This is a genomic window from Halobacterium sp. KA-4, from assembly GCF_021028995.1.
GTDB lineage: Archaea > Halobacteriota > Halobacteria > Halobacteriales > Halobacteriaceae > Halobacterium.
Window position 1 is genome coordinate 49,947 of the sequence record NZ_JAJJZG010000006.1, and the last position, 22,413, is coordinate 72,359.

Annotated in this window: 33 protein-coding genes and 1 tRNA gene; 12 read left to right on the plus strand and 22 right to left on the minus strand. The window is 67.4% G+C overall.

The window, feature by feature from the left end; genetic code table 11:
- Positions 1-9: 9 nt before the first annotated feature.
- From LPA44_RS07900 to LPA44_RS07935, 8 genes are read right to left on the minus strand one after another with little or no spacing between them, the layout of a single operon-like run.
- Positions 10-1,071 carry a methionine synthase gene (locus LPA44_RS07900; protein ID WP_230889039.1) on the minus strand — a complete coding sequence of 354 codons (1,062 nt, stop codon included), beginning with the start codon at positions 1,069-1,071 and terminating at the stop codon, positions 10-12.
- On the minus strand, positions 1,068-2,057 hold the full coding sequence (locus LPA44_RS07905) for a 5-methyltetrahydropteroyltriglutamate--homocysteine methyltransferase (RefSeq protein ID WP_230889040.1): 990 nt from the start codon (positions 2,055-2,057) through the stop codon (positions 1,068-1,070). Before LPA44_RS07905 ends, LPA44_RS07900 begins: the two co-directional genes overlap by 4 nt.
- Positions 2,058-2,111: 54 nt before the next feature.
- Positions 2,112-2,693, minus strand: a complete 582-nt coding sequence (locus LPA44_RS07910) for a HemK2/MTQ2 family protein methyltransferase (protein WP_230889041.1) — start codon at positions 2,691-2,693, stop codon at positions 2,112-2,114.
- Positions 2,686-3,909 carry a mechanosensitive ion channel family protein gene (locus LPA44_RS07915; protein ID WP_230889042.1) on the minus strand — a complete coding sequence of 408 codons (1,224 nt, stop codon included), beginning with the start codon at positions 3,907-3,909 and terminating at the stop codon, positions 2,686-2,688. The genes LPA44_RS07910 and LPA44_RS07915 overlap by 8 nt, the downstream gene beginning before the upstream one ends.
- The gene (locus LPA44_RS07920; protein WP_230889043.1) at positions 3,906-4,745 is read right to left on the minus strand and encodes a 16S ribosomal RNA methyltransferase A; all 840 of its coding nucleotides are present in this window, start codon (positions 4,743-4,745) and stop codon (positions 3,906-3,908) included. The genes LPA44_RS07915 and LPA44_RS07920 overlap by 4 nt, the downstream gene beginning before the upstream one ends.
- Positions 4,746-4,797: 52 nt before the next feature.
- Positions 4,798-5,367: a DUF655 domain-containing protein gene (locus LPA44_RS07925; RefSeq protein WP_230889044.1), complete on the minus strand. Its 570-nt coding sequence runs from the start codon at positions 5,365-5,367 to the stop codon at positions 4,798-4,800.
- A gap of 51 nt (positions 5,368-5,418) precedes the next feature.
- The gene (locus LPA44_RS07930) at positions 5,419-5,778 is read right to left on the minus strand and encodes an RNA polymerase Rpb4 family protein (RefSeq protein WP_230889045.1); all 360 of its coding nucleotides are present in this window, start codon (positions 5,776-5,778) and stop codon (positions 5,419-5,421) included.
- A 1-nt stretch (position 5,779) separates the two neighbouring features.
- Positions 5,780-6,073, minus strand: a complete 294-nt coding sequence (locus LPA44_RS07935) for a 50S ribosomal protein L21e (RefSeq protein ID WP_230889046.1) — start codon at positions 6,071-6,073, stop codon at positions 5,780-5,782.
- Positions 6,074-6,286: 213 nt separating this feature from the next.
- Between LPA44_RS07935 and LPA44_RS07940 the strand changes: the two genes are divergently transcribed.
- Complete coding sequence (locus tag LPA44_RS07940) at positions 6,287-6,835, plus strand: hypothetical protein (protein WP_230889047.1); 549 nt, start codon at positions 6,287-6,289, stop codon at positions 6,833-6,835.
- On the opposite strand, the gene LPA44_RS07945 is transcribed toward LPA44_RS07940, so the two are convergent.
- From LPA44_RS07945 to LPA44_RS07960, 4 genes are all read right to left on the minus strand, one after another.
- Positions 6,832-6,984: a hypothetical protein gene (locus LPA44_RS07945; RefSeq protein WP_230889048.1), complete on the minus strand. Its 153-nt coding sequence runs from the start codon at positions 6,982-6,984 to the stop codon at positions 6,832-6,834. The two genes, LPA44_RS07940 and LPA44_RS07945, sit on opposite strands and share 4 nt — an antisense overlap.
- A 64-nt stretch (positions 6,985-7,048) precedes the next feature.
- Positions 7,049-7,282, minus strand: a complete 234-nt coding sequence (locus LPA44_RS07950) for a glycine zipper 2TM domain-containing protein (RefSeq protein WP_230889049.1) — start codon at positions 7,280-7,282, stop codon at positions 7,049-7,051.
- A 31-nt stretch (positions 7,283-7,313) separates the two neighbouring features.
- Positions 7,314-8,285: a zinc-dependent metalloprotease gene (locus LPA44_RS07955; protein WP_230889050.1), complete on the minus strand. Its 972-nt coding sequence runs from the start codon at positions 8,283-8,285 to the stop codon at positions 7,314-7,316.
- A gap of 47 nt (positions 8,286-8,332) precedes the next feature.
- Positions 8,333-8,617, minus strand: coding sequence for a hypothetical protein (locus LPA44_RS07960; protein WP_230889051.1), 285 nt, complete (start codon positions 8,615-8,617; stop codon positions 8,333-8,335).
- Between the two features lie 92 nt (positions 8,618-8,709).
- Between LPA44_RS07960 and LPA44_RS07965 the strand changes: the two genes are divergently transcribed.
- The 5 genes from LPA44_RS07965 to LPA44_RS07985 all read left to right on the plus strand — a co-directional run bounded on the left by LPA44_RS07965 (position 8,710) and on the right by LPA44_RS07985 (position 12,717).
- A complete protein-coding gene (locus LPA44_RS07965) occupies positions 8,710-9,768 on the plus strand; it encodes a M20/M25/M40 family metallo-hydrolase (RefSeq protein WP_230889052.1) in 1,059 nt (352 codons plus the stop codon).
- Positions 9,769-9,854: 86 nt separating this feature from the next.
- Positions 9,855-10,037, plus strand: coding sequence for an LSM domain-containing protein (locus LPA44_RS07970; protein ID WP_058983693.1), 183 nt, complete (start codon positions 9,855-9,857; stop codon positions 10,035-10,037).
- Positions 10,034-10,210, plus strand: coding sequence for a 50S ribosomal protein L37e (locus LPA44_RS07975; protein ID WP_058983694.1), 177 nt, complete (start codon positions 10,034-10,036; stop codon positions 10,208-10,210). The genes LPA44_RS07970 and LPA44_RS07975 overlap by 4 nt, the downstream gene beginning before the upstream one ends.
- A gap of 237 nt (positions 10,211-10,447) precedes the next feature.
- A complete protein-coding gene (purF, locus tag LPA44_RS07980) occupies positions 10,448-11,917 on the plus strand; it encodes an amidophosphoribosyltransferase (RefSeq protein ID WP_230889053.1) in 1,470 nt (489 codons plus the stop codon).
- Positions 11,918-11,958: 41 nt separating this feature from the next.
- A complete protein-coding gene (locus LPA44_RS07985; protein ID WP_230889054.1) occupies positions 11,959-12,717 on the plus strand; it encodes a hypothetical protein in 759 nt (252 codons plus the stop codon).
- On the opposite strand, the gene LPA44_RS07990 is transcribed toward LPA44_RS07985, so the two are convergent.
- The gene (locus tag LPA44_RS07990) at positions 12,711-13,274 is read right to left on the minus strand and encodes a DUF420 domain-containing protein (RefSeq protein ID WP_230889055.1); all 564 of its coding nucleotides are present in this window, start codon (positions 13,272-13,274) and stop codon (positions 12,711-12,713) included. The two genes, LPA44_RS07985 and LPA44_RS07990, sit on opposite strands and share 7 nt — an antisense overlap.
- 121 nt (positions 13,275-13,395) lie before the next feature.
- Here LPA44_RS07990 and LPA44_RS07995 point away from each other — a divergent pair.
- Positions 13,396-13,480 (plus strand) — tRNA-Leu (locus LPA44_RS07995).
- A 184-nt stretch (positions 13,481-13,664) separates the two neighbouring features.
- Here the strand turns inward: LPA44_RS07995 and LPA44_RS08000 are convergent.
- The 6 genes from LPA44_RS08000 to LPA44_RS08025 all read right to left on the minus strand — a co-directional run bounded on the left by LPA44_RS08000 (position 13,665) and on the right by LPA44_RS08025 (position 17,195).
- On the minus strand, positions 13,665-13,871 hold the full coding sequence (locus LPA44_RS08000) for a hypothetical protein (protein ID WP_230889056.1): 207 nt from the start codon (positions 13,869-13,871) through the stop codon (positions 13,665-13,667).
- The gene (locus LPA44_RS08005) at positions 13,855-14,277 is read right to left on the minus strand and encodes a winged helix-turn-helix domain-containing protein (protein WP_230889057.1); all 423 of its coding nucleotides are present in this window, start codon (positions 14,275-14,277) and stop codon (positions 13,855-13,857) included. The genes LPA44_RS08000 and LPA44_RS08005 overlap by 17 nt, the downstream gene beginning before the upstream one ends.
- Positions 14,278-14,380: 103 nt before the next feature.
- On the minus strand, positions 14,381-15,028 hold the full coding sequence (locus LPA44_RS08010) for a helix-turn-helix domain-containing protein (RefSeq protein ID WP_230889058.1): 648 nt from the start codon (positions 15,026-15,028) through the stop codon (positions 14,381-14,383).
- 82 nt (positions 15,029-15,110) lie between these two features.
- Positions 15,111-15,566 carry a pyridoxamine 5'-phosphate oxidase family protein gene (locus LPA44_RS08015; RefSeq protein ID WP_230889176.1) on the minus strand — a complete coding sequence of 152 codons (456 nt, stop codon included), beginning with the start codon at positions 15,564-15,566 and terminating at the stop codon, positions 15,111-15,113.
- Positions 15,567-15,688: 122 nt separating this feature from the next.
- Positions 15,689-15,847: a DUF7560 family zinc ribbon protein gene (locus tag LPA44_RS08020; protein ID WP_230889059.1), complete on the minus strand. Its 159-nt coding sequence runs from the start codon at positions 15,845-15,847 to the stop codon at positions 15,689-15,691.
- Between the two features lie 85 nt (positions 15,848-15,932).
- Positions 15,933-17,195, minus strand: a complete 1,263-nt coding sequence (locus LPA44_RS08025) for a hypothetical protein (RefSeq protein ID WP_230889060.1) — start codon at positions 17,193-17,195, stop codon at positions 15,933-15,935.
- A gap of 106 nt (positions 17,196-17,301) precedes the next feature.
- On the opposite strand from LPA44_RS08025, the gene LPA44_RS08030 reads away from it, so the two are divergent.
- From LPA44_RS08030 to LPA44_RS08045, 4 genes are all read left to right on the plus strand, one after another.
- Positions 17,302-17,796, plus strand: coding sequence for a helix-turn-helix domain-containing protein (locus LPA44_RS08030; protein WP_230889061.1), 495 nt, complete (start codon positions 17,302-17,304; stop codon positions 17,794-17,796).
- A 73-nt stretch (positions 17,797-17,869) separates the two neighbouring features.
- The gene (locus LPA44_RS08035) at positions 17,870-18,994 is read left to right on the plus strand and encodes an acyl-CoA dehydrogenase family protein (RefSeq protein ID WP_230889062.1); all 1,125 of its coding nucleotides are present in this window, start codon (positions 17,870-17,872) and stop codon (positions 18,992-18,994) included.
- A 42-nt stretch (positions 18,995-19,036) separates the two neighbouring features.
- Positions 19,037-19,321: a hypothetical protein gene (locus LPA44_RS08040; RefSeq protein WP_230889063.1), complete on the plus strand. Its 285-nt coding sequence runs from the start codon at positions 19,037-19,039 to the stop codon at positions 19,319-19,321.
- A 42-nt stretch (positions 19,322-19,363) separates the two neighbouring features.
- Positions 19,364-19,882, plus strand: a complete 519-nt coding sequence (locus LPA44_RS08045) for an HAD family hydrolase (protein ID WP_230889064.1) — start codon at positions 19,364-19,366, stop codon at positions 19,880-19,882.
- On the opposite strand, the gene LPA44_RS08050 is transcribed toward LPA44_RS08045, so the two are convergent.
- The gene (locus tag LPA44_RS08050; RefSeq protein ID WP_230889065.1) at positions 19,883-20,119 is read right to left on the minus strand and encodes a DUF5822 domain-containing protein; all 237 of its coding nucleotides are present in this window, start codon (positions 20,117-20,119) and stop codon (positions 19,883-19,885) included. It lies immediately after the preceding gene.
- A 90-nt stretch (positions 20,120-20,209) separates the two neighbouring features.
- On the opposite strand from LPA44_RS08050, the gene panB reads away from it, so the two are divergent.
- Positions 20,210-21,022: a 3-methyl-2-oxobutanoate hydroxymethyltransferase gene (gene panB, locus LPA44_RS08055; protein ID WP_230889066.1), complete on the plus strand. Its 813-nt coding sequence runs from the start codon at positions 20,210-20,212 to the stop codon at positions 21,020-21,022.
- A gap of 9 nt (positions 21,023-21,031) precedes the next feature.
- On the opposite strand, the gene LPA44_RS08060 is transcribed toward panB, so the two are convergent.
- Both LPA44_RS08060 and LPA44_RS08065 read right to left on the minus strand, forming a co-directional pair.
- A complete protein-coding gene (locus LPA44_RS08060) occupies positions 21,032-21,520 on the minus strand; it encodes a hypothetical protein (RefSeq protein WP_230889067.1) in 489 nt (162 codons plus the stop codon).
- A gap of 83 nt (positions 21,521-21,603) precedes the next feature.
- Positions 21,604-22,392, minus strand: coding sequence for an alpha/beta fold hydrolase (locus LPA44_RS08065; RefSeq protein WP_230889068.1), 789 nt, complete (start codon positions 22,390-22,392; stop codon positions 21,604-21,606).
- Positions 22,393-22,413: the final 21 nt, after the last annotated feature.

Below are 22,413 nucleotides of genomic sequence, written 5' to 3' on the forward strand. Positions count from 1 at the left end.
GCGGTGGCGTCAGTCGTCGGCGGGCGCGGCCGGGACGTCGATAGCGCCGTCGTCGAGGTCGGCTTCGACGTTGCGCGCGGCCTCGACGAGGTTTGCCATCTTCTCGTAGGCGACCTCCCGAGGGAGCAGTTTCACGCCGCAGTCCGGGCTGACCGTGAGCCGCTCCGGCGGGACGACCTCTAGGCCCTTCCGGATGTTCGCCTCGATTTCTTCGACCGATTCGACTTCGGCGACGTGGGCGTCGACGACGCCGAGCGCGAGGTCCTTCGAGAAGTCGGGATCCGTGAACACGTCCAGTTGTTCGTAGTCGCCGTTCGCGAGTTCGAGGTCGAACTCGTCGACGGGGAACTCCAGTATCTCGGGATAGATGCGAGAGTAGTCGCCGTAGCAGACGTGCAGCCCGATGCGGACGTCGTCGGGGATGCCCGCGGCGATGCGCTCGAGGCATTCGCCGACGATGGCGTGGTCGTCGGGCGTCGTCGCGAGCGCGGGCTCGTCGATTTGGATGTAGCGCGCGCCGGCGTCGACGAGCTTCTCGATTTCCTCGTTGACGAGGTCCGCAAGGTCGTAGGCGAGTTCGTCGTCGCCGTCGTAGGCCTCGTTGAAGCTCCAGGACGCGAGCGTGTACGGCCCCGTAATCGGGACCTTCACCGGGCTGTCCGCGACGCTAGCGGTGAATTCGTATTCGTCGACGAGCCACGACTCGTCGTAGGCAACGTCGCTGACGACGCTGGGCTTGTCGAAGTAGTTGTGCCCCCACACTTTGACCGGGCCGTTGAACTCATAGCCCTCGATGCGGTCGGCGAAGAACTCCACCATCTCGTTGCGCCGCATCTCGCCGTCCACCACGACGTCGAGGCCGGCGCGCTCGTGTTCTTCGGTGATGAGCCGGGCGGCGTCATCTTCAGCTTCGTCGAGTTCCTCGTCGCCGAAGTCGGCCTCGGGGTCCTCGTAGAGGTCGTTCGCGCGGTCGAGCCACTTCGGTTTCGGGTACGAGCCGACGACGGTCGTCAGCAGGAAGTGGTCGTTGTCGTGGCCGTCGGGGCGGAACTGCTCGCGGTTCGAGCTCATGCTTTCACCTCGCGGGTGGCGTCGGCAAGCGCCTGCAGTTTCTGTTCGAAGCGGTTCACGGGCAGGTAGAACAGCCCCGTGTTCGCCGTCACGTACGCATCGTCGAACTCGATGGCGTCCGGCACGGAGTCACGGAACCAGTCCACACGGTCTCGAATCGTCTCGGGGGACTCCACCAGCGTGTTCTGTCCGTCGACGACGCCGAGCGCGACAGAGTCCTTGGTGCCGTACTCGGTAACGTTGTAGAGGTTGTCCTCGTGGTTCGTGACGAAGTCGTAGCCGATGGCGTCGACGTCTGCGTCAAGGAGGTGGGCGTGGACTTTCTCTTCGAGGGCACCCCAGTAGGTGTGTGCGACGACGTCGGCGTCCGCGGCGTCCGCGACGGTGCCGATGGCCCCGCTGGCGCGCTCGTCCTCGCCCTCCTCGGGCGGGTTCGTCACCAGCGACGGTTCGAGGACGAAGACGGTCTCGATGTCAGGGAACGCCTCGACTTCTCCCGCAAGGAAGTCAGCGACGGCGGCGAGGAACTGCTCGTCGTCGCCGTAGTACTCGTCGGTCGCGAGCTCCGACAGGGAGTACGGGCCGGGGACGACGGCCTGCAGGTCGCCAGTGAGCTCGCTCGCGGCTTCGAGGTCCGCGGCGAGGTCGCCGGAGAACGTGAGTTCGCCCTCCACGATGGGGTCGCGGTAGAAGTTGTTGTTGTCGTAGTAGCGGACGATGCCGCCCGTCTCGACGTTCTCGTGGACGGTCAGGGGGTGGGCGAGCATGTCGTCCCAGCGGCCCTGCCCCTCGACCACGCGATCGAGGCCAGCGTCGCGCTGGAGGCCGACGAGTTCTTCGCGCACCTCGTCGTAGGCGGCTTCGATTTCGGGGCCCTCGTCGCCGCTGACGAGGTCGTGCTTCTGGTGGCCCTTCAGGTCCGACAACGTTTCTTTGGCGTCGTCGGGGAGGGGGAACAGGCCAGGTGTCGTCGCGATTCGATTCATGCCCGACGCTACGGAATGCCCTGGTTTAATATTTGCTGTCGAAAGATATGCACATCAGTTATTCCAGAGTTTGAGGACGGTCAGCGTCTCGAAGGAGTGGGACTCCTCGCGGACCGCCGCCGCCGAGAATCCGCGGTCGCCAGCGTACTCCACGACCTCCTCGACGCCCGTCAGCGTGCTCACGAGCAACAGAACGAAGCCGTCCGGAGCGAGCACGCGGCCCACGTCGTCGAGGAACGGCTCCACGACCTCGCGGCCCGTCTCCCCGCCCGAGAGCGCAACCTCCATCCAGTCGTCGCGCGCGGCGTCCTCGTCCCGCGGCAGGTACGGCGGGTTGAACAACACCGCGTCGAAGACGTCATCGCGGAACGGAGAGACGAGGTCCGCTCGAACCACCGGCACGCCGCGGTCGTGGGCCTGCGCGCACGCGTACGGGTTCAAATCCGAACCGATCACATTCGCGCCAACCTCGTCCGCGACCGTCGCCGCCACGTACCCCGACCCAGTACCGACTTCAAGCACGCGAGCCCGTGAGTCGACCTCCTCCACGGCCGCCTTCGCGAGCAGCAGCGAGTCCTCCGCTGGCTGGTACACCGTCGTCTCGGTGCCGCGGCGGCTGGCGAGGTCGTCACCCATCCGTCTCTTCATCCTCGTCGGCGTCGCCGGCTTCGTCGAGTTCCTCGTCGGCATCGTCCGCGTCTGCTGCGTCGACGTTCTCGTCCTGCCGGACCGGTGACCCGGGCTGATCTGCTTCCTCGGGCTCGGCCGCTTCCACGGTCGGCTGCTCTTGCACCCGGAAGCCACCGGTCTCGGCGCGCCCGGAGACCTCCCGCTGCGGGAACGGAATCTTCACGCCCGCCTCGTCGAACGCCGACTTCACCGCGGAGATGACGGCGGTCTGTGCGCGCCACATCCGCCGCGCGCTCGGCTTGTCTATCCAGAACCGGAGGTCGAGGACGACTGCCGAGTCCCCGAACTCCTTCAACACGACCTGTGGCCGCGGCACCGTGAGGATGTCGTCGACGTCGTTCATCGCCTCCTTCGCGAGGTCCATCGCCTCGTCGACGTCTGCAGTGTAGTCGATGCCGACCTCCACGTGGATACGCAGCCGGCCCTTCCGCGACCGGTTCACGACCTCGTCTGACCCCACGAGGTCGTTGGGCAACATCACGTACTCGCCGTCGAACGTCTGCAGCCGCGTATTCACAATGGTGATATCGGTGACGATGCCGTCCTTGTCGCCGATTTTCACCCAGTCCCCGATTTCGAACGGCCGCGAGAACATCAACACGAGCCCCGCGATGACCGCGCCCAGCGTCTGCCGGGCGGCCATCCCGAGTACGATGCCGGCGAACCCCGCCCCGATGAGCAGGCCACCGAGCTTGATGCCCCAGAGGTTGAGGACGACGACCAGCGCGATGACGTACACCGAAATCTGGATGATGCGGTACGTGATTTCGGCCTGGTGCTCGCTGACGCCTTCCGTGCGCTTGACGAACCGGCTGACTGCGCGGTGAATGACGCCCGTGCCGGCGTACACGCCGATAAGGAACATCACCGTGAGGAACGCACGGACGAGCATCGTCGCCTGCACTTGGAAGCTCGCGATAGCAGTCCACGCAATCGTCTCCGCGTCCCACGCGACGACCACGACGACGGTCGCCGCGACAACCACGGCGAGCGCGCCGACAGCAGCGACGACCGTCGACAACCGGGACTCCCGGCGTGTGGACTCACGCCGCGAGAACAGAATGGCGGCGACGAGGACGGCCATCGAGACGACGGTCACCACCACACGCTGGGCGGTCGAGAGGTCGTTTATCGCGATATCCACGAAGTCCGGCGCAGTCACGACGGGCCGCCCTCCTGGATGCCGAGCGCGACGTTCGCCAGCGCCGCGAAGGTCTCCGGCGCGAGGTCGCCGGGGCGCTTCGAGAGCACGTCCTCCTCGACGGCGTCCACGACCGCGTCCGGGTCGTCCAGCCCCGAGATGTGGCCGGTGTTCCGGATGGCGTTGCGCACGGTCTTGCGGCGCTGCGTGAACAGCGCCTTCACGAAGTCGAAGAAGAACTGCTCGTCGGCGACCTCGTAGTCGGGCTCGCGGGGCGTCAACCGCACCACCGCGCTCTCAACGCGCGGCTGTGGCTCGAACGCTTCCGGGGGCACGGTCTCGACAACTTCGACGTGCGCGTAGTGCTGGGTAGCGACCGACAGCCGGCCGTAGTCGCTCGTGCCGGGTTCGGCGGCCATCCGCTCGGCGAACTCCAGTTGGTACATCAGGACCGCAGGCTCGTGCTCGGGCAGCAGCCGGAACGTGACCTCGCTAGAGACGCCGTAGGGGAGATTCGAGACGCAGCAGGTGTACTCGGGGAACTCCACGTCGAGGGCGTCGCCCTGCACGACGGTGAGGCGGTCGGCCGCGATTTCCTCGCTGAACTCCTCGCGGAGGAACTGCGCGTACCCGCGGTCGCGCTCGACGGTCGTGACGTGGTCGGCGTGCTCTAGCAGCCTGTCAGTAAGCGCGCCCGTCCCGGCACCGATTTCGAGGACGTGCGACCGGTCGAACGCCTCCGCGTACGTCGGAATCCGGTCGAGGACGCGGTCGTCGACGAGGAAGTGCTGGTCGCGCTCGGGGTCGGGCCGGCCGGCGCGCCGAATCAGCGCGTCCGGGTCCCGCGAATCACTCATTACCCGGAGTATCCCCCGCCGTTCCCTAAAGGCTACCTTCTGTACGTCCTCGTTAGGCCTGCACGAAGTTCTGGTACTTCAGGTCGTCCTCGCGCATCTCGTCGAGGATGCGCTCGACGATAATCTCCTCGGGGTTGTGGAGGCCGTCGACGCGCTCCTCGATGTCCTCGAAGCTCTCGAAGGGGCCGTTGCGCTTGCGCTCGTCGAGGATGTTGTCCCGGAGCTTGTCGCCGATGCCCGGCAGGAGGTTCAACTGGTGGAGGCGCAGGGAGATGGGCTGGGCGTCGTTGTAGAAGTCCACGAACCGCTGTTCGTTGGCTTCGACGACGTCCTCGACGACGTAGTCGAGTTCGGAGCGCGCGCCGTCCGAGAGGTCGTCGTAGTCCACGACGTGCCCGCGCTCGATGCCCTCCTCGAAGTCGGGACGGATACGTACGCGGTCCAGAATCGAGATGTCCGCGTCCGCTTCGAGACTCAGCTCGTAGAGGACGAACCGGTCAGTAGAGACGGCGTACGCGAGCGGGCCGTCGCCGTAGCCGCGGCCGCCGTTCGAACGGCCGTGCGCGAGGAAGTCAAGGACGACAGCGTACTCTTCGTCCTCGGTCGAAGACGAATCACTCATACGAACTGCTACGCCCAGCCGACACTTAAACGGTCGGCCACTCGACCCGAGTTAGGCGTACTTCGCGACGACGTCGAGAATGTCGTCGAGTTCGTCGCCGGAGAGCGCGTAGCGTTCCTGCGCGAACACCGCACGCAGTTCCGTACGGGTTCGCGGGAGCAGGTCGGCGATCTTGTACGCGACGGACTCGTCGCTGACGTGTTCGAGGGCGAGCAGGTCCTCGACGAGTTCGCGGGACTCCTCCGGTTCGAGGATTGCGAACCGGTTGACGTGCTCGACCGCACGAGCCAGCTCGAAGCGGAGTTCGCGGTCCTCCTCGGCGGCGCGCTCGGCTTCCACGTCGGTCAGCAGCTCCTTCGCCTCGGAGACGGTGAGGAACTCCTCGTCGAGCGTTTCCTTGAAGATGGTCATGCTAGTCCTGCTGTGCGCGGAGGTGGGCTGCCGCCGCGATGACGACCTTGTCCTTGCCGTTGTCGTTAATTTCGACCTTGAACGCGTCGCCCTGCTTCCCGATGACCTCGCCGGTGAGACCGTCGAACCGAGCGTGGAAGCGACCGTTCGCCGTGCTCGGGTCGGTCTTCAGGTGGACTTTCTGTCCTTCGTCGTATTCGGCGATGGCGCGCTGGGGCGGGGACGTGCCGCGGTCGCGGGGGTCGTTCGAGAGTTTCTCGCGAGTGCTGTTGAGGGGTCCGTTGGAGCTCGGCATAGTCGTACGCCCGATTACTCCCGTCGCGGTTATAAAACGCACGTTACGTGGTGGCCGAGCGAAGCGAGGCCACGTAAACACGAGCGTCGAACGGAGTGAGCCGCGATCAGCGTGGATGTCACTGTAAAACCGCGAAGCAACGCAAACAGCACGAAACGACGAGCGGGGCCGCTGCCGACGCACTCAAGTCAGCCTGCGCGTTAGTCGCAGGTGATGCGAGTACGGGATTGGGAGGACATCGTCTCGGACGTCGTGGAGTCGAACGCCGACCCCGAGGGGTGGCGCGCGCTCGCCGGCGACCGCGAGTCCGGCGTCGGCGAGGACTTCTACCTCGGCCATCCATCGCGGGGCGTCTACCACTTGAAGACGTACGCGAAGAACCCCTTCGAGGTGCGCGGGGTGGGGACGCGGGTCGCACGGAAAGTCGACGACGGACTGGCGGACTACCTCCCGGACGGGGACAGCGGCCGGTTCGCCGTCCAGCAGCCCGTCGAGGACGAGAACGAAGCCAAGGACCGCGCGAGCAAACTGGAGCAAGTGGTACAGGCGCACGCGGACGCGCCGACGACACCCGGGGATTTCTTCGACGACGTGATGGACGCCCTGGAGAGTCCGGCGTTCGGCCCGATGGAGTACGACCCGTACGGCCGGCCGGACGCGATGGACGACCTCAAGGAGGAGTTCGCGGACGCCGAGGAACTACTCGATTCGGAACTCGACGATCTCGTCGAGGAGGACGACGTCGGCCGCGGCTTCCACTAGTTCTCGAACAGCGGCGCGAGTTCGTCCTCGTAGCACGGCTGACAGACGTAGTAGTCGACGACGCCCGCGTCGGTCTTGGTGTGTATCGTCGCGTGGATGGCGTGCCCGAGTGGCACGTCCTCCTCACAGATGCCACAGGTGGCTGGCATGCCGTCTCCCTCAGCTAATAAATTAGGCTGCCGACACTTATAGCCGGGGGAGCGCAGGAAAGAGTTAGTTGTCGCTGGAGCGCGAGACGACTTCCGTGTCGGGTTTCCGGTCTTTGACGTCGTCGACTATCGTACCGACGTCGACGCGCTTCTCACCGACGATTGCGCCCGCGAGCGCACCGACGCCCGCCGCTGTACTCGCTGCGTTCCGGCTGACGATACCGCCGAGCGCACCGCCGACAGCGGCACCGATGGCTGCGTACTTCGCACGACTGAACACTCGCTTGAGTCGGCTCATAGGGGACAGTTAGCGACGAAGACTGATAAGTCTACTCGGCAGTCTCGTCCGGCGCCTCGGGGACGCGGGCGAGCCACGCGCGGGGCGCGTCGAGTTCCGCGTCCGTCGGGAGGTACTCTGGACTGTCCCAGACGCGGCTCGCACCGGCGAGCCCGCGCTCGGCGGCGACCGCTTCGAAGAACTCGCGGCCGCGCTCGTACTGCTCGCGCTTCAATCGGAGGCCGAGCGCGCGCTTGACGAGCTTCGTCAGCGGGCTGCCGCCACGGCGGCGCGCGTCGAGTTTTGCACGGAGGTCGGCGTACTCGCCGTCGAACGCCTCGTCCATCAATAGTTCCGCGTACCCCTCGACGGCGGTCATCGCGACGTGCAGTTCCTCGAAGGCCTCGCGTTCGACCTCGCCCTCGGCGAGCGCGGCGACCCCGGCTTCGAGGCGGTCTTCGAGGTGGTCGGTGAGCCACGGCGCGGCACCGAACTCCGCGGCGTGGGTGACCTCGTGGAACGCAATCCAGCGCCGGAACCGCGGGAACGCGACGTCGAGACTGTTGGCGGCCTTGACGACGTTCGGGTGGACGAAGTAGAGCGCGTGGTCAGACGTGTCGGCGAGCAGGAGCGGGTCGTACTGTCCGAGGACGTGCCGGGAGACGAACGCGAGCGCGCCCGCGGTGGTCGCCGTGTTCAGTGAGCGCGCGACGCCGGGGAGGTAGCTGGCGCGCTGGTTCAGCGGCTCGAACGCGCGCCGGAACGTCTCGACGTTGGCGTCGATCCAGTGGTGGCGGTTCTGAATCTCGACGGTCTCGGGGACGTCGAAGTCGAGCCCGGAGACCTCGCGGAGCTGCTGGCGGGCGTCCCGGACGTCGGCGGCGTACGCTTCGGCCTCGGACTCGGAGAGGTTGAGGTCACCGGGGTCAGTGGCGGCCTTCGCGGCCTCGGCGACGGCGTCCCAGTCGATAGCGCCGGTCCCGCTAGCGCCCGCGACGGTGCGCGCGCTCTCGAAAAGCGTCATAGGGGAAGTCGGCGACGAACGGCCAAAGCCCTTCTGCTGCTCGCGGCCTACGCTTCGAGTTCGACGTCTTCGTCGTCACTGCTGCGGTGCTTCCAGCCGACGAGCGCCGCGAGCACGACCAGTACGACGAGCGCGACGAGCGCACCCAGCCCAGCAGCGCTACTCGACTCCGCCTCCTCGTCTTTCCAGCCGACGCTCTCGACGTCCTCGTCGGCGGCCTCGTCGCTCTCTTCGACTTCACCGGCTTCGAGAGCCTTCTCGCTAGCGCCCGTGACCATCGACGGGGAGAAGTCGAACTCCGACTCGTGGAAGTGTAACTCGATGAGTCCCATACCAGTCAGTTCGCCGAGAGGCCATAAATCCGTTGTGGGGTTGCCCGCGTCGCTCCCGGAGGATTCTTGCCCGCGGCTTCGACAGCACACGTATGGACGAGACCCGAGACGCCTTCCTGCGCCGCCTGCTCGACGCGCCCAGCCCCTCCGGCTTCGAGACGGCGGGACAGCGTGTGTGGGTCGACTACGTCGAGGAGTTCGCCGACGACGTACGCACGGACGCGTACGGGAACGCGGTCGCCGTCTACGACGGTGGAGATACGGAGATCGCGTTCGCGGGCCACGCCGACGAACTCGGCTTCGTCGTGACCGCCATCACCGTCGATGGCTTCCTGCGCGTGCGGCCGCTGGGCGGCGTCGACCGTTCGGTCACGGAGGGCTCGCAGGTCGCGATTCACACCGACGAGGGTACCGTCAACGGCGTCGTCGGTCAGACCGCGGTTCACCTCCGGGAGGCCGGCGAGGACGAGCCTGCGGATGTCACCGAGCAGCACGTTGATGTCGGTGCCGAGGACGGCGAGCACGCCCGCGAACTCGTGGAGGTCGGCGACCCGGCGACGCTCGCGGCGGGCGTCCACGACCTCGCTGGGACGCGTATTGCGGGCCGCGGTCTCGACAACCGCACGGGGTCGTGGGTCGCCGCGGAAGCACTCCGGCGCGCCGCCGAGCAGGGCGCGGATTGCACGGTGTACGCGGTCAATACGGTCCAGGAGGAACTCGGGACGCGGGGCGCGAGCATGGTTGCGTTCGACCTTGACCCGGACGTCGCGCTCGTCGTGGACGTCACGCACGCCGCGGACAACCCGTCGTACCCGAGCGACCACGCCAGCGAGGTCGAACTAGGCGGCGGGCCGACCGTCACTCGTGGCGGGTCGAGTCACCCCGAAGTGGCGCGCGCAGTTCGAGAAGCGGGCGACGCGGAAGACATCGACGTGCAGGTCGAGGCGATGTCCACGACGACGGGGACGGACGCGGACACGTTCTTCCGGGCGCGCAGCGGCATTCCCACCGTCGCCGTCGGCATCCCGAACCGGTACATGCACACGCCCGCCGAAGTCGTGGATACCGAGGATGTCGAGGACGCCGCGGACCTGCTGGCGGCGTTCGCGGTCCGCGAGGCCGACCGGGAGTCGTTCGCAGTGGACGTCTGAGGACGCCAGCGGTGCCAGCGGGCGTCGAGACCGGGTCGCGGCCGCGGTCCGGTACGCTTATAGACGCGACACGCACCCGTTGGTGTATGAGCGGCCGACCACTCGACGTACTCGAGGAGTCACTAGAGGAGACCGTCACGGTCCGACTCAAGGACGGCGAAGAGTTCACCGGCGTCCTCACGGGCTACGACCAGCACATGAACATCGTGCTGGAGGGCGAAGACACAACGATTATCCGTGGCGACAACGTCGTTACCATCAAACCATGACGGGAGCTGGGACCCCGAGCCAAGGGAAGAAGAACACGACGACGCACACGAAGTGCCGCCGGTGCGGCGAGAAGTCCTACCACACGAAGAAGAAGGTCTGTTCGAGTTGTGGCTTCGGCAAGTCCGCGAAGCGCCGTGGCTACAACTGGCAGGGCAAGACCGGCGACAACTAACGACACCGTTTCTCCTGCGTTTCTCGCGACTCCGTAGCGACGCAGCCGTTCTCCGTTCCGAACATTCGTGACCCAGAGCCTGCGCTCTCGTAGCGGCTAAACAGTCTGGCTCGCCCCTTGGTCCACGATAGCACGCCAACCCACAGTTAGCACGTTCGTGTATACAACGACTGTGTGTCGCGGCGAGTTCGACACGGTTGCGGAAGTTTTACCCTGCCTGCCGGGGTAGGAGCGTCCATGTCACCCGGGCGCGAGGACGGCCCCGAGTTCGACCATCCCACAGAGAAGTGCGGCGTCGTCGGCGTCTCCCTCGCCGAGCGCGACGCCGCCTTCCCGACGTACTACGCGCTGTACGCGCTCCAACACCGCGGCCAGGAGTCCGCTGGCATCGTCACCCACGACGGCTTCCAGCAACACCAGCACGTCGGCATGGGCCTCGTCGGCGAGGCCTTCGACGAGTCCGACATCGAGGGCCTCGTCGGCAGCGCCGGTATCGGCCACGTGCGCTACCCGACCGCGGGCAGCGTCGACAAGTCCTGCGCGCAGCCGTTCTCCGTCTCGTTCAAGGGCGGCGCGCTCGGGCTCAGCCACAACGGTAACCTCGTCAACGCCGACGAAATCCGCGACGACCTCGCCAGCAGCGGGCACGCGTTCACCAGCGACGGCGACACCGAGGTCATCGCTCACGACCTCGCGCGCAACCTCCTCGACGACGACCTCGTCGCCGCCGTCGAGACGACGATGAACCGCGTCCACGGGTCATACTCGCTGACCATCATGCACGACGACACCGTCCTCGGCGTGCGCGACCCGCTCGGAAACCGCCCCCTCGTTCTCGGAGAACTCGACGACGGCTACGTGCTCGCCAGCGAGTCCGCTGCCATCGACACGCTCGGCGGCGAACTAGTTCGGGACGTCCGGCCCGGCGAATTGGTCGTCCTCCACGAGGACGGCGAGGGCTACGACTCCCACCAGCTGGTCGAAGCCGAGAACACCGCGAACTGCTTCTTCGAGTACGTCTACTTCGCGCGCCCGGACTCCGTCATCGACGACGAACTCGTCTACGAGGTGCGACGCGAACTCGGCCGCCAGCTCTGGGCTGAGAACGGCGTCGACACGGACGTCGTGATGCCCGTCCCGGACTCCGGGCGCGCGTTCGCCTCCGGGTACGCCGAAGCCGGACAGAACGACGGTGCGACCGTCGAATTCGCGGAGGGCCTGATGAAGAACCGCTACGTCGGCCGCACGTTCATCATGCCCACGCAGGAGGCCCGCGAGCAGGCCGTCCGCCTCAAACTCAACCCCATCAAATCCACCGTCGAGGGCCGCACGGTCACCGTCATCGACGACTCCATCGTCCGCGGCACCACGAGCAGCCAGCTCGTCGACCTCCTCCGGGAGGCCGGTGCCGAGGAAGTCCACGTACGCATCGGCGCGCCACCCATCAGCGCGCCCTGCTACATGGGCATCGACATGGCGACTCGTGACGAGCTCATCGCCGCCGACAAGACCGCCAGCGAAATCGCCGACCAGATCGGCGCGGACAGCCTCTCGTATCTCTCGCTGGACGCCGTCACGACCGCAATCGGCCGGTCGGAGGCGGACCTCTGCGCGGGCTGCGTGACCGGCGAGTACCCCTACGACATCCCCGGCGAGGCCACCGACCGCGAAATTGACCACCCTGTCGAAGCGCCTGCCGACGACTGAGCGCCACAGCACCTTTTACGCGAGGCGACGACCCGCCGAGTATGCGGTTCGCCCTCCAGGTCGCCGTCGTCCTCGTGTTACTTTTCGCTGGCTGTATCGGTCAGGGCCCGGCTCCCCTCCCCGACGATTCGACCGAAACGACGCCGTACCCGCCTGGCGTGACGGCGGACGGCGTCTCGAACGCGTCCGCGCTTGTCGACGCGCACCGCGACCACGTCACCACGTACGGCGCTGTCGTCACGTCGAACGGCACGACGACGGTGCGAATCGGCGGCGAACCACGGACAGTCGAGACGAACGCGACGGCTCGTTCGACGCCCAATCTGACTCGAATTCACGTTGTCTCGTGGGGCGTTCGCGTCAGTGGGAACGAGACCGCACCGGAGCGCTACGAGGTGTACGCCAACGAGACGACGGTGTTGGAGCGAATCGCGTACGAGAACGAGACCTCGGTCCGCGTTGAGCGCCGGGGCGACGCACCAATCGTCGTCGAGCGCGTGGTTCGCGCGCAGCCGCTCCGGGCTGCGCTCGAATCACTGGACTTCGAGGTCGTCGGGACCGAGCGACGGAACGGCCGGACCGTGACGACGCTGAGCGCTGACGAGACGACGCTAAGCGACGACGACCCCTCGCGGAACGCCGCGACGCTGGAGGTCGCAGCCAGCGGGCGCGTGCTCTCGCTGTCCACGGTTCGCGACCAGAACACGACGACGGCCGTCGGGCGGCGGACGCTCGACGTGACGTGGTCGAACGCGACGACTGTCGAGCCGCCCGCGTGGGTGCGAAACCGGAGTCAGTAGAGCACGTACAACAGGAGGTAGACGACGATGCCGAGCGCGAACGACACCAGCCACAGCGACGCCGCGACGCGACCGACCTTCGCGTGCTTCGTCGCCGGAATCTCGTTCACCGGGCGGTTGCCCGCGAGCAACAGCGCGTAGTAGACCAGCGGAATCGACACCATCGCCAGTCCCATGTGGACAATCAAAATCGGGAGGTAGACGTACGTGTAGATGACGTCCGGGCCCGCGAATCCCGTCGTCCCCTCGACGACGATACGGTAGAGGTAGAACGCGAGGAACAGCACGAACAGCAGCGTCGACGTCAACATCGCGGCCTTGTGGCGCTTCACGTCCCCGTTCTGAATCGCACGCCAGCCGACGGCGATGGTGACGATAGCGGCCGCACTGAGCGCGGCGTTCACGGTCGGGAGCGCGTGCAGAACCGCGTCCGGCGCGTGCGGCACCGCGGACGCGGGGACGAACCCGCGGACGGCGGCGATTACGAGCGCGAGCGACGCCACCGAGAGCACCGCGGTCAGCGAGCGAACGTGCCGCCGCGCGAACCCGTCTGTCATGGTCGGCGGTTCGGACGCGCGCCCCATAGCGGTTTCCGTGTCGGCGACTCGCAGGGGACGGCCAAATCGTAGGGGTTTTAATTGGTCGGCGGGTACGGTGGATTGCAAACGCACGTAGCGAGCGTGGGTAGCCAAGCTAGGCCAAAGGCGCAGCGTTGAGGGCGCTGTCCTGTAGAGGTTCGCCGGTTCAAATCCGGTCCCACGCATCGCTAGGGTGGACAAAGTCCACCGACGCCGAGACGGCTTCGTCGTCGAGGCAACGCGATGCACGGTGATATCCCCTCTGGGACATCACCCACGCAAAATTCTGCTGACCTAACACTCGACAGCAGCGCTGCTGTCGTTGGCGTATACGCGAGTTGGCCAGCGCCGCGGCCGGCAGGAAGAGAGTCAGTTGTCGGTCTCGGGGTCGTCGATGGCGTCGTCAAGGCCGCTCTGCTGGGTGGCGTCGGCGACGTAGTCTGCGACGTCGCGTTCGTCCGCGGCTTCGACGCGCCGGGAGTCGGCGTCGCGCTGGGATTGCGTAATCGTCTCCGTGCCGGTGAGGTCGACGAACAACGACGCGAACCGACTGTGTCGGTCAGTCGTCTGCGACATTCGTCTGGGTGGAGAGGGAGTTGGCGAACGTGGCGCTTGCGTCGGTGTCAACGTGGTCGACGGTGAGGGCGACGCCGCTCGCGTCGACGGAGAGCGTGACGTCCTCGACGCCGCAGTCGTACTCGCTGACGTGCTTGCCGGAGCGGCGCACGCGCAGCGACTCTTCGAGGAGGCCGGCGTCCGCGAGAATGTCGACCTTGCGGTAGGCTGTCGACTGGGGGAGGTCGCACTGTTCGGAGATTTCGCCGACGGTGAGCGTGGCGTCCCGGGTGGCTTCCAGAATCGTCCGGCAGTCGGCGTCGTCAAGCGCGTCGAGAACGTTCTGGACGTCCTCGGTGTCCGTGTGCGTGGTGGGACCGTCGTCGCAGTCGGTGCGGATGCCGGCGGGCAGCTGACTCTGACTCATATTTCGTAGAATGCACTCCGGGGGGAGGAGTGTACGACCCCGGTATCGAGGGGGGTTTAAGTAAGATGGGCGGAGCGGGCCGCTCGCAGCGTAACGAGGCCAGTCAGGAACCCTCTTCGAGCACGTCTGCGAAGAGCTTGCGCTGGGCGGCGGTGAGGTGCTCAGTGAGCGTCGACGGCGTGATGTCGAGTTCGTCGGCGACGTCCGTGGCGTTGGCTTCGCGGGGTTGGGCGAAGTAGCCCATGTCGTAGGCGGTCTGGAGGACTTCGAGTTGGCGTTCGGTGAGCTTTCCGCGGTCGACGAACACCGTATCGCGGGGCGCGCCGCCGGTGGGCGCGCGGACGAGGCGCTGGATGTCGACCTCGGGGTAGCGGTCGCGGAACTCGCCGACGATGGTCTGGAGCTGGTCGAAGCTCTCGGCGTGGAAGACGACTTCGAGGTCGCCCGAGTGCGCAAAAAAGCGGTCGACGGGCGTGTCGAACTCGCCCAAGCAGACGCAGGGGCAGTCGGCGTCGGTGTCGTGGGTGACGCGGTAGAGGTGGCGGTCGGCGTACTCGAAGACTGGGTCGTCGTAGTCCTCCGGGACGGCGTCGGCGTCGATGAGGAACTCCGTGACGCAGTCCGCGGAATCGGCGGCCGCGACGCTCGTGGAGACGTCGCTGATGGTGGTGCTGGCGCGCTCGGAGAGGTCGGCGATGGGGCAGACCGCCGGCGCGGGGAACTCGACGGTGACGCGAATCCCGCCAGACATTAGCAGCCCGTTGGCTGGCTCCGTACTTGAGCGTGCGGGTCTATCGCGGCGGGAAAGCGTGGGTCCAGGAGAAGCAGCGCGGTCAGTCGTGGCGCTCGGAGAGTTCGATGTGGCGGCCGCTGATGGTGTCGGCGCGGAGTTCGTACAGTTTGATGTCGAGGTCGGGCTTGGCTTCGCCCCAGATTTCGAACAGGGGGCGCTTCGCTTCGCCGTACTGTTCGACGTGCTCGACGGTCATCTCGTCGCGGGAAATCTCGGTGAGCGTGCCGGTGACGACGACGCTCTTGTAGGTGGGTTCGTCCTCCTCGTAGACGACGAGGCGGGCGTCGGGGTTCGAGGAAAGGAACTCGCGTTTCTCGCTCTCCGGCGTGGAGACCAAGCGGAGGTAGAACGTGCGGTCGTCGGCGTCGTACCCGTAGGAGATGGGGATCGCGTACGGGTCGTCGTCGCGGGCGAGCGAGAGCACGCCGGTTTCGTGGCGGCCGAGGAGCGCGTCGGTGTCCGACTGCGTCATCTCGGTCTGCTTCTCCAGGGCCATCGTAGACATGTCGTGCTTGTTCGGCAGTATCTTTATACTTGCCTATCTGGAGTGCGGAAAACCCGGACACGCGCCGCGGGCGCGCGTACTGCCAGCGAGGAGCGACCCGTCGAACGGAGTCGTTACTCGGGTGTGTCGACGGGGGAGAACGCCTCGGTGGTGACCGAAGCCCCGCAGACGACGCACCCGTTCTCGACGAGGGCGTCCCGCATCGCGGGGTTGACCTCCATGGACTCCCCGCAACTCGGGCAGACGAAGGTGAACTCCTCACTGGCGGTCATCGCTACCTGAGCGTATGCTCGCTCCGGGTAAATGAACCCCCCTGTTTCCAAACGTCTGAGAACAACTCCTTCGCGACCCAGTTCGTCAGCGGAATCGCCCAGTAAGTCCCGAGACACGGCGCTTCAGGCCGTCCAAGCGCTCTCCGAAGGAGGCTTCAGGACTCGACGGACCACCCCCGGACGCATCCGTCGAGCGCTCCGGGAGCACCGCGCGGACGTGGTGGCGGACGACGACCAGCGCTGCGCTGACGACGAGCACCGGGAAGCCCGCGAGTGCGACGGTCGAGAGGGGTTCGACCGAGGGCGACACCTGCACGCCGAGTCCGTACGCGACGTAGACGCAGCCGACGAGCACGGTGACGGTGGCGGCCGCGACGGCGAACCCGACCCGGCGCGTGCGGGCGGCAAGGTGCGTGCAGAACGCCTCGACTTTCCCCGCGACGTGTGTCGCGGCGTCCCCGTGGGATTCGCTGGTGCCCGCGCGCTGGACGGCCGCGGTCTGCTCGCGCGTGAACGCGGCGAGCCCGGGTCGTGGCGCGACGGCGGCGTGGACGGCCACGCCTGCCGCGATAGCCGTGCCGACGGCGACCGCAGCGACGCCGACGCTGACGGTGCCAGTGAGCACGATTCGGGAGCCGGTTGGCGGGCGGAAGACCGCGACGACCGCAAGCGTCGCGGCGAGCAGGAACGCCGTGAGGCCGAGCACGCGCCACGCGACGGCACGGACGCCGTCGAGTGCGTCGAGGTGGGCGTCGAGCAGCGTCTCGGTTCCGGTGACGGCCGACGTGCTCGCCTCGAACGGTTCGGGGTCGGGCCGGCGGTCCCCGGGCGTCCCGCCGGGCGGGACATCGAACGCAAGCGGGTCGGCGACCGCGTCCTCGACGAGGCGGGCGGGCGTCGTGTACTCCACGCGGAGGTCCGCGGCGACGGCCTCGGGCAGCCGGTAGAGTGAGTCGTCGCGGCGCGCGTCGTCCATCCCCAGCGAGAGCAACGACACGTGGTCGAGGGCGGGCTGGACGTTCGTGAGCGTGACGACGCCCCACTCGCCTGCGGGCTCCTCGATATCAGTATAGCGGGCGACCTCGCTGCTGTCTGCGGTTGTCGCCCACACCTGACCGACGCAGCGCAGGCCGAACTCGTGGTGAAAGAAGACGTAGTCGCCGCGGTCGAGGGCCGTGAGGACGTCCGTGTTGCGGGTCGCCCACGCGTGCGTGTCGGCGAGGCTGCGGAGGAGGTCCGAGACCGCGGGCGGCTCCGCGGCGGTCGCGTACCCCTTCCCGAAGGCGTCGGTGAGGTCCTCGCTGGTCAGCGAGGCGAGGTAGACGCTGTCAGCGAAGTCGGCGGGCATACGGGAGCGCTGACGCCGCGGGTACTTAACTGTCGCCCGCGAGATTTCTGGCGGTTACGGCCGGCAAGCGGGGTATTAAAATGTCGGCACCTCCATACGGCAGGGTATGCCGAAGTATTCGACCGGCGGTGCCAGCGGCGGCGGGGGCGGACAGACCTGCGAGCTCTGCGGGTCGTCCGCCGACTCCCTCCATACCGCGGACGTCGCGGGGGCGGAGCTCACGGTCTGCCCCGACTGCGCGAGCAGCCACGACGAGAGCCCCGACCGGACTCCGGACGAGGACCAGGAACGCAAGAAGCAGGCCGCACAGAACACGGCCCGCGCGCTCGACCAGGCGACCGGCGACTCCAGTCACTGGGAGGAGAACGGCACCGACTACGAGCGCGACCAGCTCCCGTACCTCGTCTCGGACTACGGCGAGCGCGTCGTCCGCGCGCGCCAGGAGGCCGGCCTCCAGCGCGAGGAACTCGCCGAGGAACTCGACATCGACGAGTCAGACCTGCTCGCGGTCGAGCAGGCACGCGCGACGCAGGCGAGCGTCGGCGGGTCGGTCGTCGCGGCGCTCGAAGCGCGCCTAGACGTGGAACTCAGCGACGAGTAAGCCGAACGCGGCCTGGTCGCGGCGGCGGCCGGGAATTAGTCATCTTTTTTCAGGCGAGACGCGTTGGTGGCGTATGGACCTCTCCGCCGAGCAGCGCCAGATTCGGGACGCCGTCCGGGACTTCGCGACCGAAGAGATTCGCCCGACGGCGGCCGACGCCGACCGCGAGCAAGAGTTCACCGAGGACGTCTGGGACGGCCTCGCCGAGATGGGGATGACCGCGATGACCGTTCCGGAGGCGTACGGCGGCCTGGACGTGGACAGCCTCACGTACAGCGTCGTCAACGAGGAGGTCGCGTACGGCGCACTGTCGGTGGCGACTGCGCTCTCCGTGCACTGCCTCGCGACGTCGTGCATCGCGGAGTTTGGCAGCGACGACCTCAAGTCGGAGTGGCTGCCGGAGATGGCCGACGGCCGGCCCGTCGGCGCGTTCGCGCTCTCGGAGCCCGACGCCGGCTCGAACCCCGCGCAGATGACCACCGAAGCCGTCCGCGACGGTGACGAGTACGTGCTGAACGGGAAGAAGCAGTGGATTACGAACGGCCAGCGCGCCGGCGTCGCCATCGTCTTCGCGAAGGTGGACGGCGACGACGACAAGATAACGCAGTTCCTCGTGCCCAAGGACACCGACGGCATCGAGGTCGGGAAGAAGGAGGACAAACTCGGCCTGCGCGCCAGCGACACCACCGCGTTGCTGTTCGACGACTGCCGGATTCCCGCCGAATACCGGCTCACCGAGGAAGGCAAGGGGATGTCCGCGGCGCTGCACATCCTGACTGGTGGCCGCATCGGCATCGCGTCGCAGGCCGTCGGGCTCGCGCAGGCCGGCCTCGACGCTGCGCTCTCGTACGCCGACCAGCGCGAGCAGTTCGACCAGAAGCTCTCGGCGATTCAGACGATTCGACACAAACTCGCGGATATGGAGACGCAGACGCAGGCCGCGCGGCTGCTCGCGCGTGACGCCGCCCGGCGAGCCGACGCGGGCGAGGACCACCGGGACGCCGCGGCGAAGGCGAAGTACTTCGCCAGCGAGGCCGCCGTCGACGTCACCAACGAGGCCATCCAGATTCACGGCGGCTACGGCTACACCACCGACTTCGACGTCGAGCGGTTCTACCGCGACTCCAAAATTACGACCATCTACGAGGGGACCTCCGAGATTCAGAAGGAGGTCATCGCGCGCGGCCTACTGGACTGAGCGGCCGCACCACCTTTGGGCGAGCGCGCCGACGCTCCGGACATGACCGACACCGAGGACTGGCAGCGCGACGTCGTCGAACCCGTGTTGCGGGTGCTCCACCAGGCGGGCGTCGCCATCACCGCGGACGTGGTCTCAACGAACCTCGACGCCGTACTCGACGACGCGCCGACCGCCGTCGAGGTAGACGCCGCACTCGCTGAACTGGACGAGGACAACTTCGTGCGGACGTTCGCTGACACCGACGACTACTACGTGATTACGGACCGCGGCAGCGGCCACGTCAGCAACGAACTCGAAGAAGAGGGGTTCGGCTTCGTCGACTGACCCACCGAAGTTGCTAACCATCGGGACAGCCTACGCGGAGTCGTGACTGACTACGAGGCAGTGGTCTACGACCTCGACGGAACGCTCGTCCGGCTCGCGGTCGACTGGGCGGTCGTCGAACGCGAGGTCGCCGCGCGGCTCCGCGAAGCGGGCGTCGACCCCAGCGCGTACGACATGTGGGAGATGCTGGACGCCGCCGAGGACGCGGGCATCGGGAGCGACGTCCACGACCTCATCGCGAGCCACGAGCGCGACGGCGCGACCCGCGCGGAGCGACTGCCGGGTGCGGACGAGCTCGCGGGCCTCGACGTGCCCGCGGCGGTCTGCTCGCTGAACGCAGAGGACGCGTGCCGCACCGCGCTGGAGCGCCACGACTTGCTGGACTCGTTCCGCGTGGTCGCGGGTCGCGACACGGTTCCCGCGCGAAAACCCGACCCGCGGGCGCTGACGTGGGTGCTGGACGAACTCGGCGTTGCGCCCGAGAACGCGCTGTTCGTCGGTGACTCGGCCTCGGACGAAGTGACTGCCGAGCGCGCAGGCACGTCGTTCCGCTGGGCGTAGCTACTCCTCGACGTTCCGGCGCGCGTACCAGTACGTCGCGAGCGCCGTCAACAGCCAGACGACCGCGCCGACGCGTACCGCGAACGACACTCGCGCGGCCCACGTCGGTAGCGTGTAGAACAGCGACAGGGCGACCACTGTGGGTGCGCCGACCACGATAGTGAGCACGAACGTCGTCTGCATCACCCAGCCGTAGTCGACGCCCTCCGGGTCGGTCTCTTCCTGTAGCTCCGGCACACGCGAGAGCACGGTGGCCCCCGGCATAACTTCCCCGTTGTGCGGCCCGGTTCGCGTACGTTTATCACGACGCCGGCGCGACCACGAAGTATGCCGACCGTCCGAGACGTCCGCCGGAACGCGGGCGACGAGCCGATAACGATGCTGACTGCGTACGACGCGCCGACCGCCAGCGTCGTCGACGACGCGCGCGTCGACGTGATTCTCGTCGGCGACAGTATGGGCAACGCGAAGCTCGGCTACGACACCACGGTGCCCGTGACCGTCGACGAAATCGCGAGCGCGACCGGCGCGGTGTCCCGCGTCACCGAGGACGCCGTGGTCGTCGCGGACATGCCGTTCCTGAGCTTCGGCGCGGACGAAGCCGACAGCATCGAGCACTGCGGCCGCATGCTGAAGGAGGCGAACGCCGACGCGGTGAAACTTGAATCCGGCCCGCACACGGTCGAACTCACGGACCGGCTGACGGACCTCGGGATTCCCGTGATGGCCCACCTCGGGCTGACTCCCCAGCACGTCAACCAACTCGGCGGCTACTTCCGGCAGGGAACCGACCAGAGCGCCGCCGAACGTATTCTCGATCTCGCGCGCGAGCACGAGGATGCGGGCGCGTTCTCGCTCGTGCTCGAACACGTCCCCGCGAACGTCGCCAGCGACGTCACGGACGCCCTCGACATCCCGACCATCGGCATCGGTGCCGGCCCAGGTACAGACGGCCAGGTGCTCGTCGTGGACGACGCAATTGGGCTCTCCGAGCGCAGTCCGCCGTTCGCCGAACGGTTCGGGGACGTCAAAACGGAGATGGAGAATGCCGTCGAGGGCTACGTCGACGCCGTCGAGTCGGGGGAGTTCCCCGCCGAGGAGCACAGTCACGTCGAGGAGGACGTCGACGACCTGTACTGACGCCCGCGGTCACGCTGCCTCGGACGTCCAGCACTGCCTGGAGAGGACGCGGCCGCCGGCGACGCCGCGGCGCTCGCGCACCAGCCGGTTCTCGTACACGAGGTACCTCGCGCGGTACTCTGTGGCGTCCGCGGGGGCCTCCGTCCCCCTCGTCGCCAACTCGATTTCGACGTCGAGCGCGACTTCGTAGCGGCCGTCCGCCTGCTGGACGTCGGACGTCCGCGCGATGGTGGCGTCCTCGTACTCCTCGTTCTCGGCGACAGCGTACGTAGTCTCGAACTGTTCGACGTACGATGCGACGCTGTCGGCGGTCAGCGACTCGGGCCTGGCGGGCAGGCCTTCGACGTCCGGGAGCGGCTGGCAGTCTGGCGGAACCGCGTCCGTCGTCGGCGAGCCCGTGGTCGTTTCGTTCGCGGGGGCCGAGTTTCCGCCGAGACAACCCGCTAACGCGCCCGATCCGAGGACCGCAGCCGTGGCGAGGACCATTCGCCGCTTCATGACGAGGAGTACCGCGACCAGCGTAAAGTGCCTTCAGGGGGACAGACGACACCAACCGCGCGCGGCCGCCGGGACGGCGCCAGTCAAAGCCCTCGCTCGTCGAGGAACGACGTGACTTCGTCGTTGAACGCTTCGGGCGCTTCCAGCATCGCGAGGTGGGCGGCGTCGTCGACGGTCGTCCACGCCCCGTCTTGCACGTGTTCTGCGACGTACTCGTGGTACTGTGGGGGCGTGAGGCGGTCGTACTCGCCCGTGAGCGCGAACACGGGCGTCTCGATTTCGTCGAGGCGGTCGCGGACGTCGAAGGTGTGACAGGACAGGAAGTCGCGTTCGACGACCTCGCGGCCGGCTTCGCGCATCGCGTCCTTCGAGAAGGCGACTTCGCGCTCGCTGGGGTCGTGGAAGAGCATGTCCTCCCGGTGGAGGAATTCGACGGCACGGTCGAAGCCGTCGCCCTCGCCGGCCAGCCAGTCCCGGAGTTCGTCGAGCACCGAGAGTTTCGCGCCGGAGCCCGCGAGCACGACGGCGTCGGCGTCGAACGCCGCGTCGAGGACGGCGGTGAGGGCGACAGCGCCGCCGAGGCTGTTCCCAACGAGCACGCCAGCGTCCACCTCGTCGGCAACCGCACGCACGTCCTCGACGTACGCGGCGAATGTCTCGGGGCCGGGCTCGGTGTCCACGTCGTCGCTCTCGCCGTGGCCGCTGAGGTCAAGGGCGGCGACTGGGCGCTCGCTCGACAGGCGTGCGAGTTGTGCCTTCCAGACTGCGTGCGTGCCGCCGCTGCCGTGGACGCAGAGTAGCGGCGTTCCGCTGCCCCCGCGGTCCTCGATACGGTAGGCGGTCGTACGGCCGTCATGGGTGACCGTCTGCATGATTCCGGCGAGGGCGACCAG

Excerpts from the sequence above, each read along its gene's own strand:
- LPA44_RS07900 (WP_230889039.1), bottom strand. The coding sequence starts at position 1,071 with ATGAGCTCGAACCGCGAGCAGTTCCGCCCCGACGGCCACGACAACGAC.
- LPA44_RS07905 (WP_230889040.1), bottom strand. The coding sequence starts at position 2,057 with ATGAATCGAATCGCGACGACACCTGGCCTGTTCCCCCTCCCCGACGAC.
- LPA44_RS07910 (WP_230889041.1), bottom strand. The coding sequence starts at position 2,693 with ATGGGTGACGACCTCGCCAGCCGCCGCGGCACCGAGACGACGGTGTAC.
- LPA44_RS07920 (WP_230889043.1), bottom strand. The coding sequence starts at position 4,745 with ATGAGTGATTCGCGGGACCCGGACGCGCTGATTCGGCGCGCCGGCCGG.
- LPA44_RS07925 (WP_230889044.1), bottom strand. The coding sequence starts at position 5,367 with ATGAGTGATTCGTCTTCGACCGAGGACGAAGAGTACGCTGTCGTCCTT.
- LPA44_RS07930 (WP_230889045.1), bottom strand. The coding sequence starts at position 5,778 with ATGACCATCTTCAAGGAAACGCTCGACGAGGAGTTCCTCACCGTCTCC.
- LPA44_RS07935 (WP_230889046.1), bottom strand. The coding sequence starts at position 6,073 with ATGCCGAGCTCCAACGGACCCCTCAACAGCACTCGCGAGAAACTCTCG.
- LPA44_RS07940 (WP_230889047.1), top strand. The coding sequence starts at position 6,287 with ATGCGAGTACGGGATTGGGAGGACATCGTCTCGGACGTCGTGGAGTCG.
- LPA44_RS07945 (WP_230889048.1), bottom strand. The coding sequence starts at position 6,984 with ATGCCAGCCACCTGTGGCATCTGTGAGGAGGACGTGCCACTCGGGCAC.
- LPA44_RS07950 (WP_230889049.1), bottom strand. The coding sequence starts at position 7,282 with ATGAGCCGACTCAAGCGAGTGTTCAGTCGTGCGAAGTACGCAGCCATC.
- LPA44_RS07955 (WP_230889050.1), bottom strand. The coding sequence starts at position 8,285 with ATGACGCTTTTCGAGAGCGCGCGCACCGTCGCGGGCGCTAGCGGGACC.
- LPA44_RS07960 (WP_230889051.1), bottom strand. The coding sequence starts at position 8,617 with ATGGGACTCATCGAGTTACACTTCCACGAGTCGGAGTTCGACTTCTCC.
- LPA44_RS07965 (WP_230889052.1), top strand. The coding sequence starts at position 8,710 with ATGGACGAGACCCGAGACGCCTTCCTGCGCCGCCTGCTCGACGCGCCC.
- LPA44_RS07970 (WP_058983693.1), top strand. The coding sequence starts at position 9,855 with ATGAGCGGCCGACCACTCGACGTACTCGAGGAGTCACTAGAGGAGACC.
- LPA44_RS07975 (WP_058983694.1), top strand. The coding sequence starts at position 10,034 with ATGACGGGAGCTGGGACCCCGAGCCAAGGGAAGAAGAACACGACGACG.
- purF (WP_230889053.1), top strand. The coding sequence starts at position 10,448 with ATGTCACCCGGGCGCGAGGACGGCCCCGAGTTCGACCATCCCACAGAG.
- LPA44_RS07985 (WP_230889054.1), top strand. The coding sequence starts at position 11,959 with ATGCGGTTCGCCCTCCAGGTCGCCGTCGTCCTCGTGTTACTTTTCGCT.
- LPA44_RS07990 (WP_230889055.1), bottom strand. The coding sequence starts at position 13,274 with ATGACAGACGGGTTCGCGCGGCGGCACGTTCGCTCGCTGACCGCGGTG.
- LPA44_RS08000 (WP_230889056.1), bottom strand. The coding sequence starts at position 13,871 with ATGTCGCAGACGACTGACCGACACAGTCGGTTCGCGTCGTTGTTCGTC.
- LPA44_RS08005 (WP_230889057.1), bottom strand. The coding sequence starts at position 14,277 with ATGAGTCAGAGTCAGCTGCCCGCCGGCATCCGCACCGACTGCGACGAC.
- LPA44_RS08010 (WP_230889058.1), bottom strand. The coding sequence starts at position 15,028 with ATGTCTGGCGGGATTCGCGTCACCGTCGAGTTCCCCGCGCCGGCGGTC.
- LPA44_RS08015 (WP_230889176.1), bottom strand. The coding sequence starts at position 15,566 with ATGGCCCTGGAGAAGCAGACCGAGATGACGCAGTCGGACACCGACGCG.
- LPA44_RS08020 (WP_230889059.1), bottom strand. The coding sequence starts at position 15,847 with ATGACCGCCAGTGAGGAGTTCACCTTCGTCTGCCCGAGTTGCGGGGAG.
- LPA44_RS08025 (WP_230889060.1), bottom strand. The coding sequence starts at position 17,195 with ATGCCCGCCGACTTCGCTGACAGCGTCTACCTCGCCTCGCTGACCAGC.
- LPA44_RS08030 (WP_230889061.1), top strand. The coding sequence starts at position 17,302 with ATGCCGAAGTATTCGACCGGCGGTGCCAGCGGCGGCGGGGGCGGACAG.
- LPA44_RS08035 (WP_230889062.1), top strand. The coding sequence starts at position 17,870 with ATGGACCTCTCCGCCGAGCAGCGCCAGATTCGGGACGCCGTCCGGGAC.
- LPA44_RS08040 (WP_230889063.1), top strand. The coding sequence starts at position 19,037 with ATGACCGACACCGAGGACTGGCAGCGCGACGTCGTCGAACCCGTGTTG.
- panB (WP_230889066.1), top strand. The coding sequence starts at position 20,210 with ATGCCGACCGTCCGAGACGTCCGCCGGAACGCGGGCGACGAGCCGATA.
- LPA44_RS08060 (WP_230889067.1), bottom strand. The coding sequence starts at position 21,520 with ATGAAGCGGCGAATGGTCCTCGCCACGGCTGCGGTCCTCGGATCGGGC.
- LPA44_RS08065 (WP_230889068.1), bottom strand. The coding sequence starts at position 22,392 with ATGCAGACGGTCACCCATGACGGCCGTACGACCGCCTACCGTATCGAG.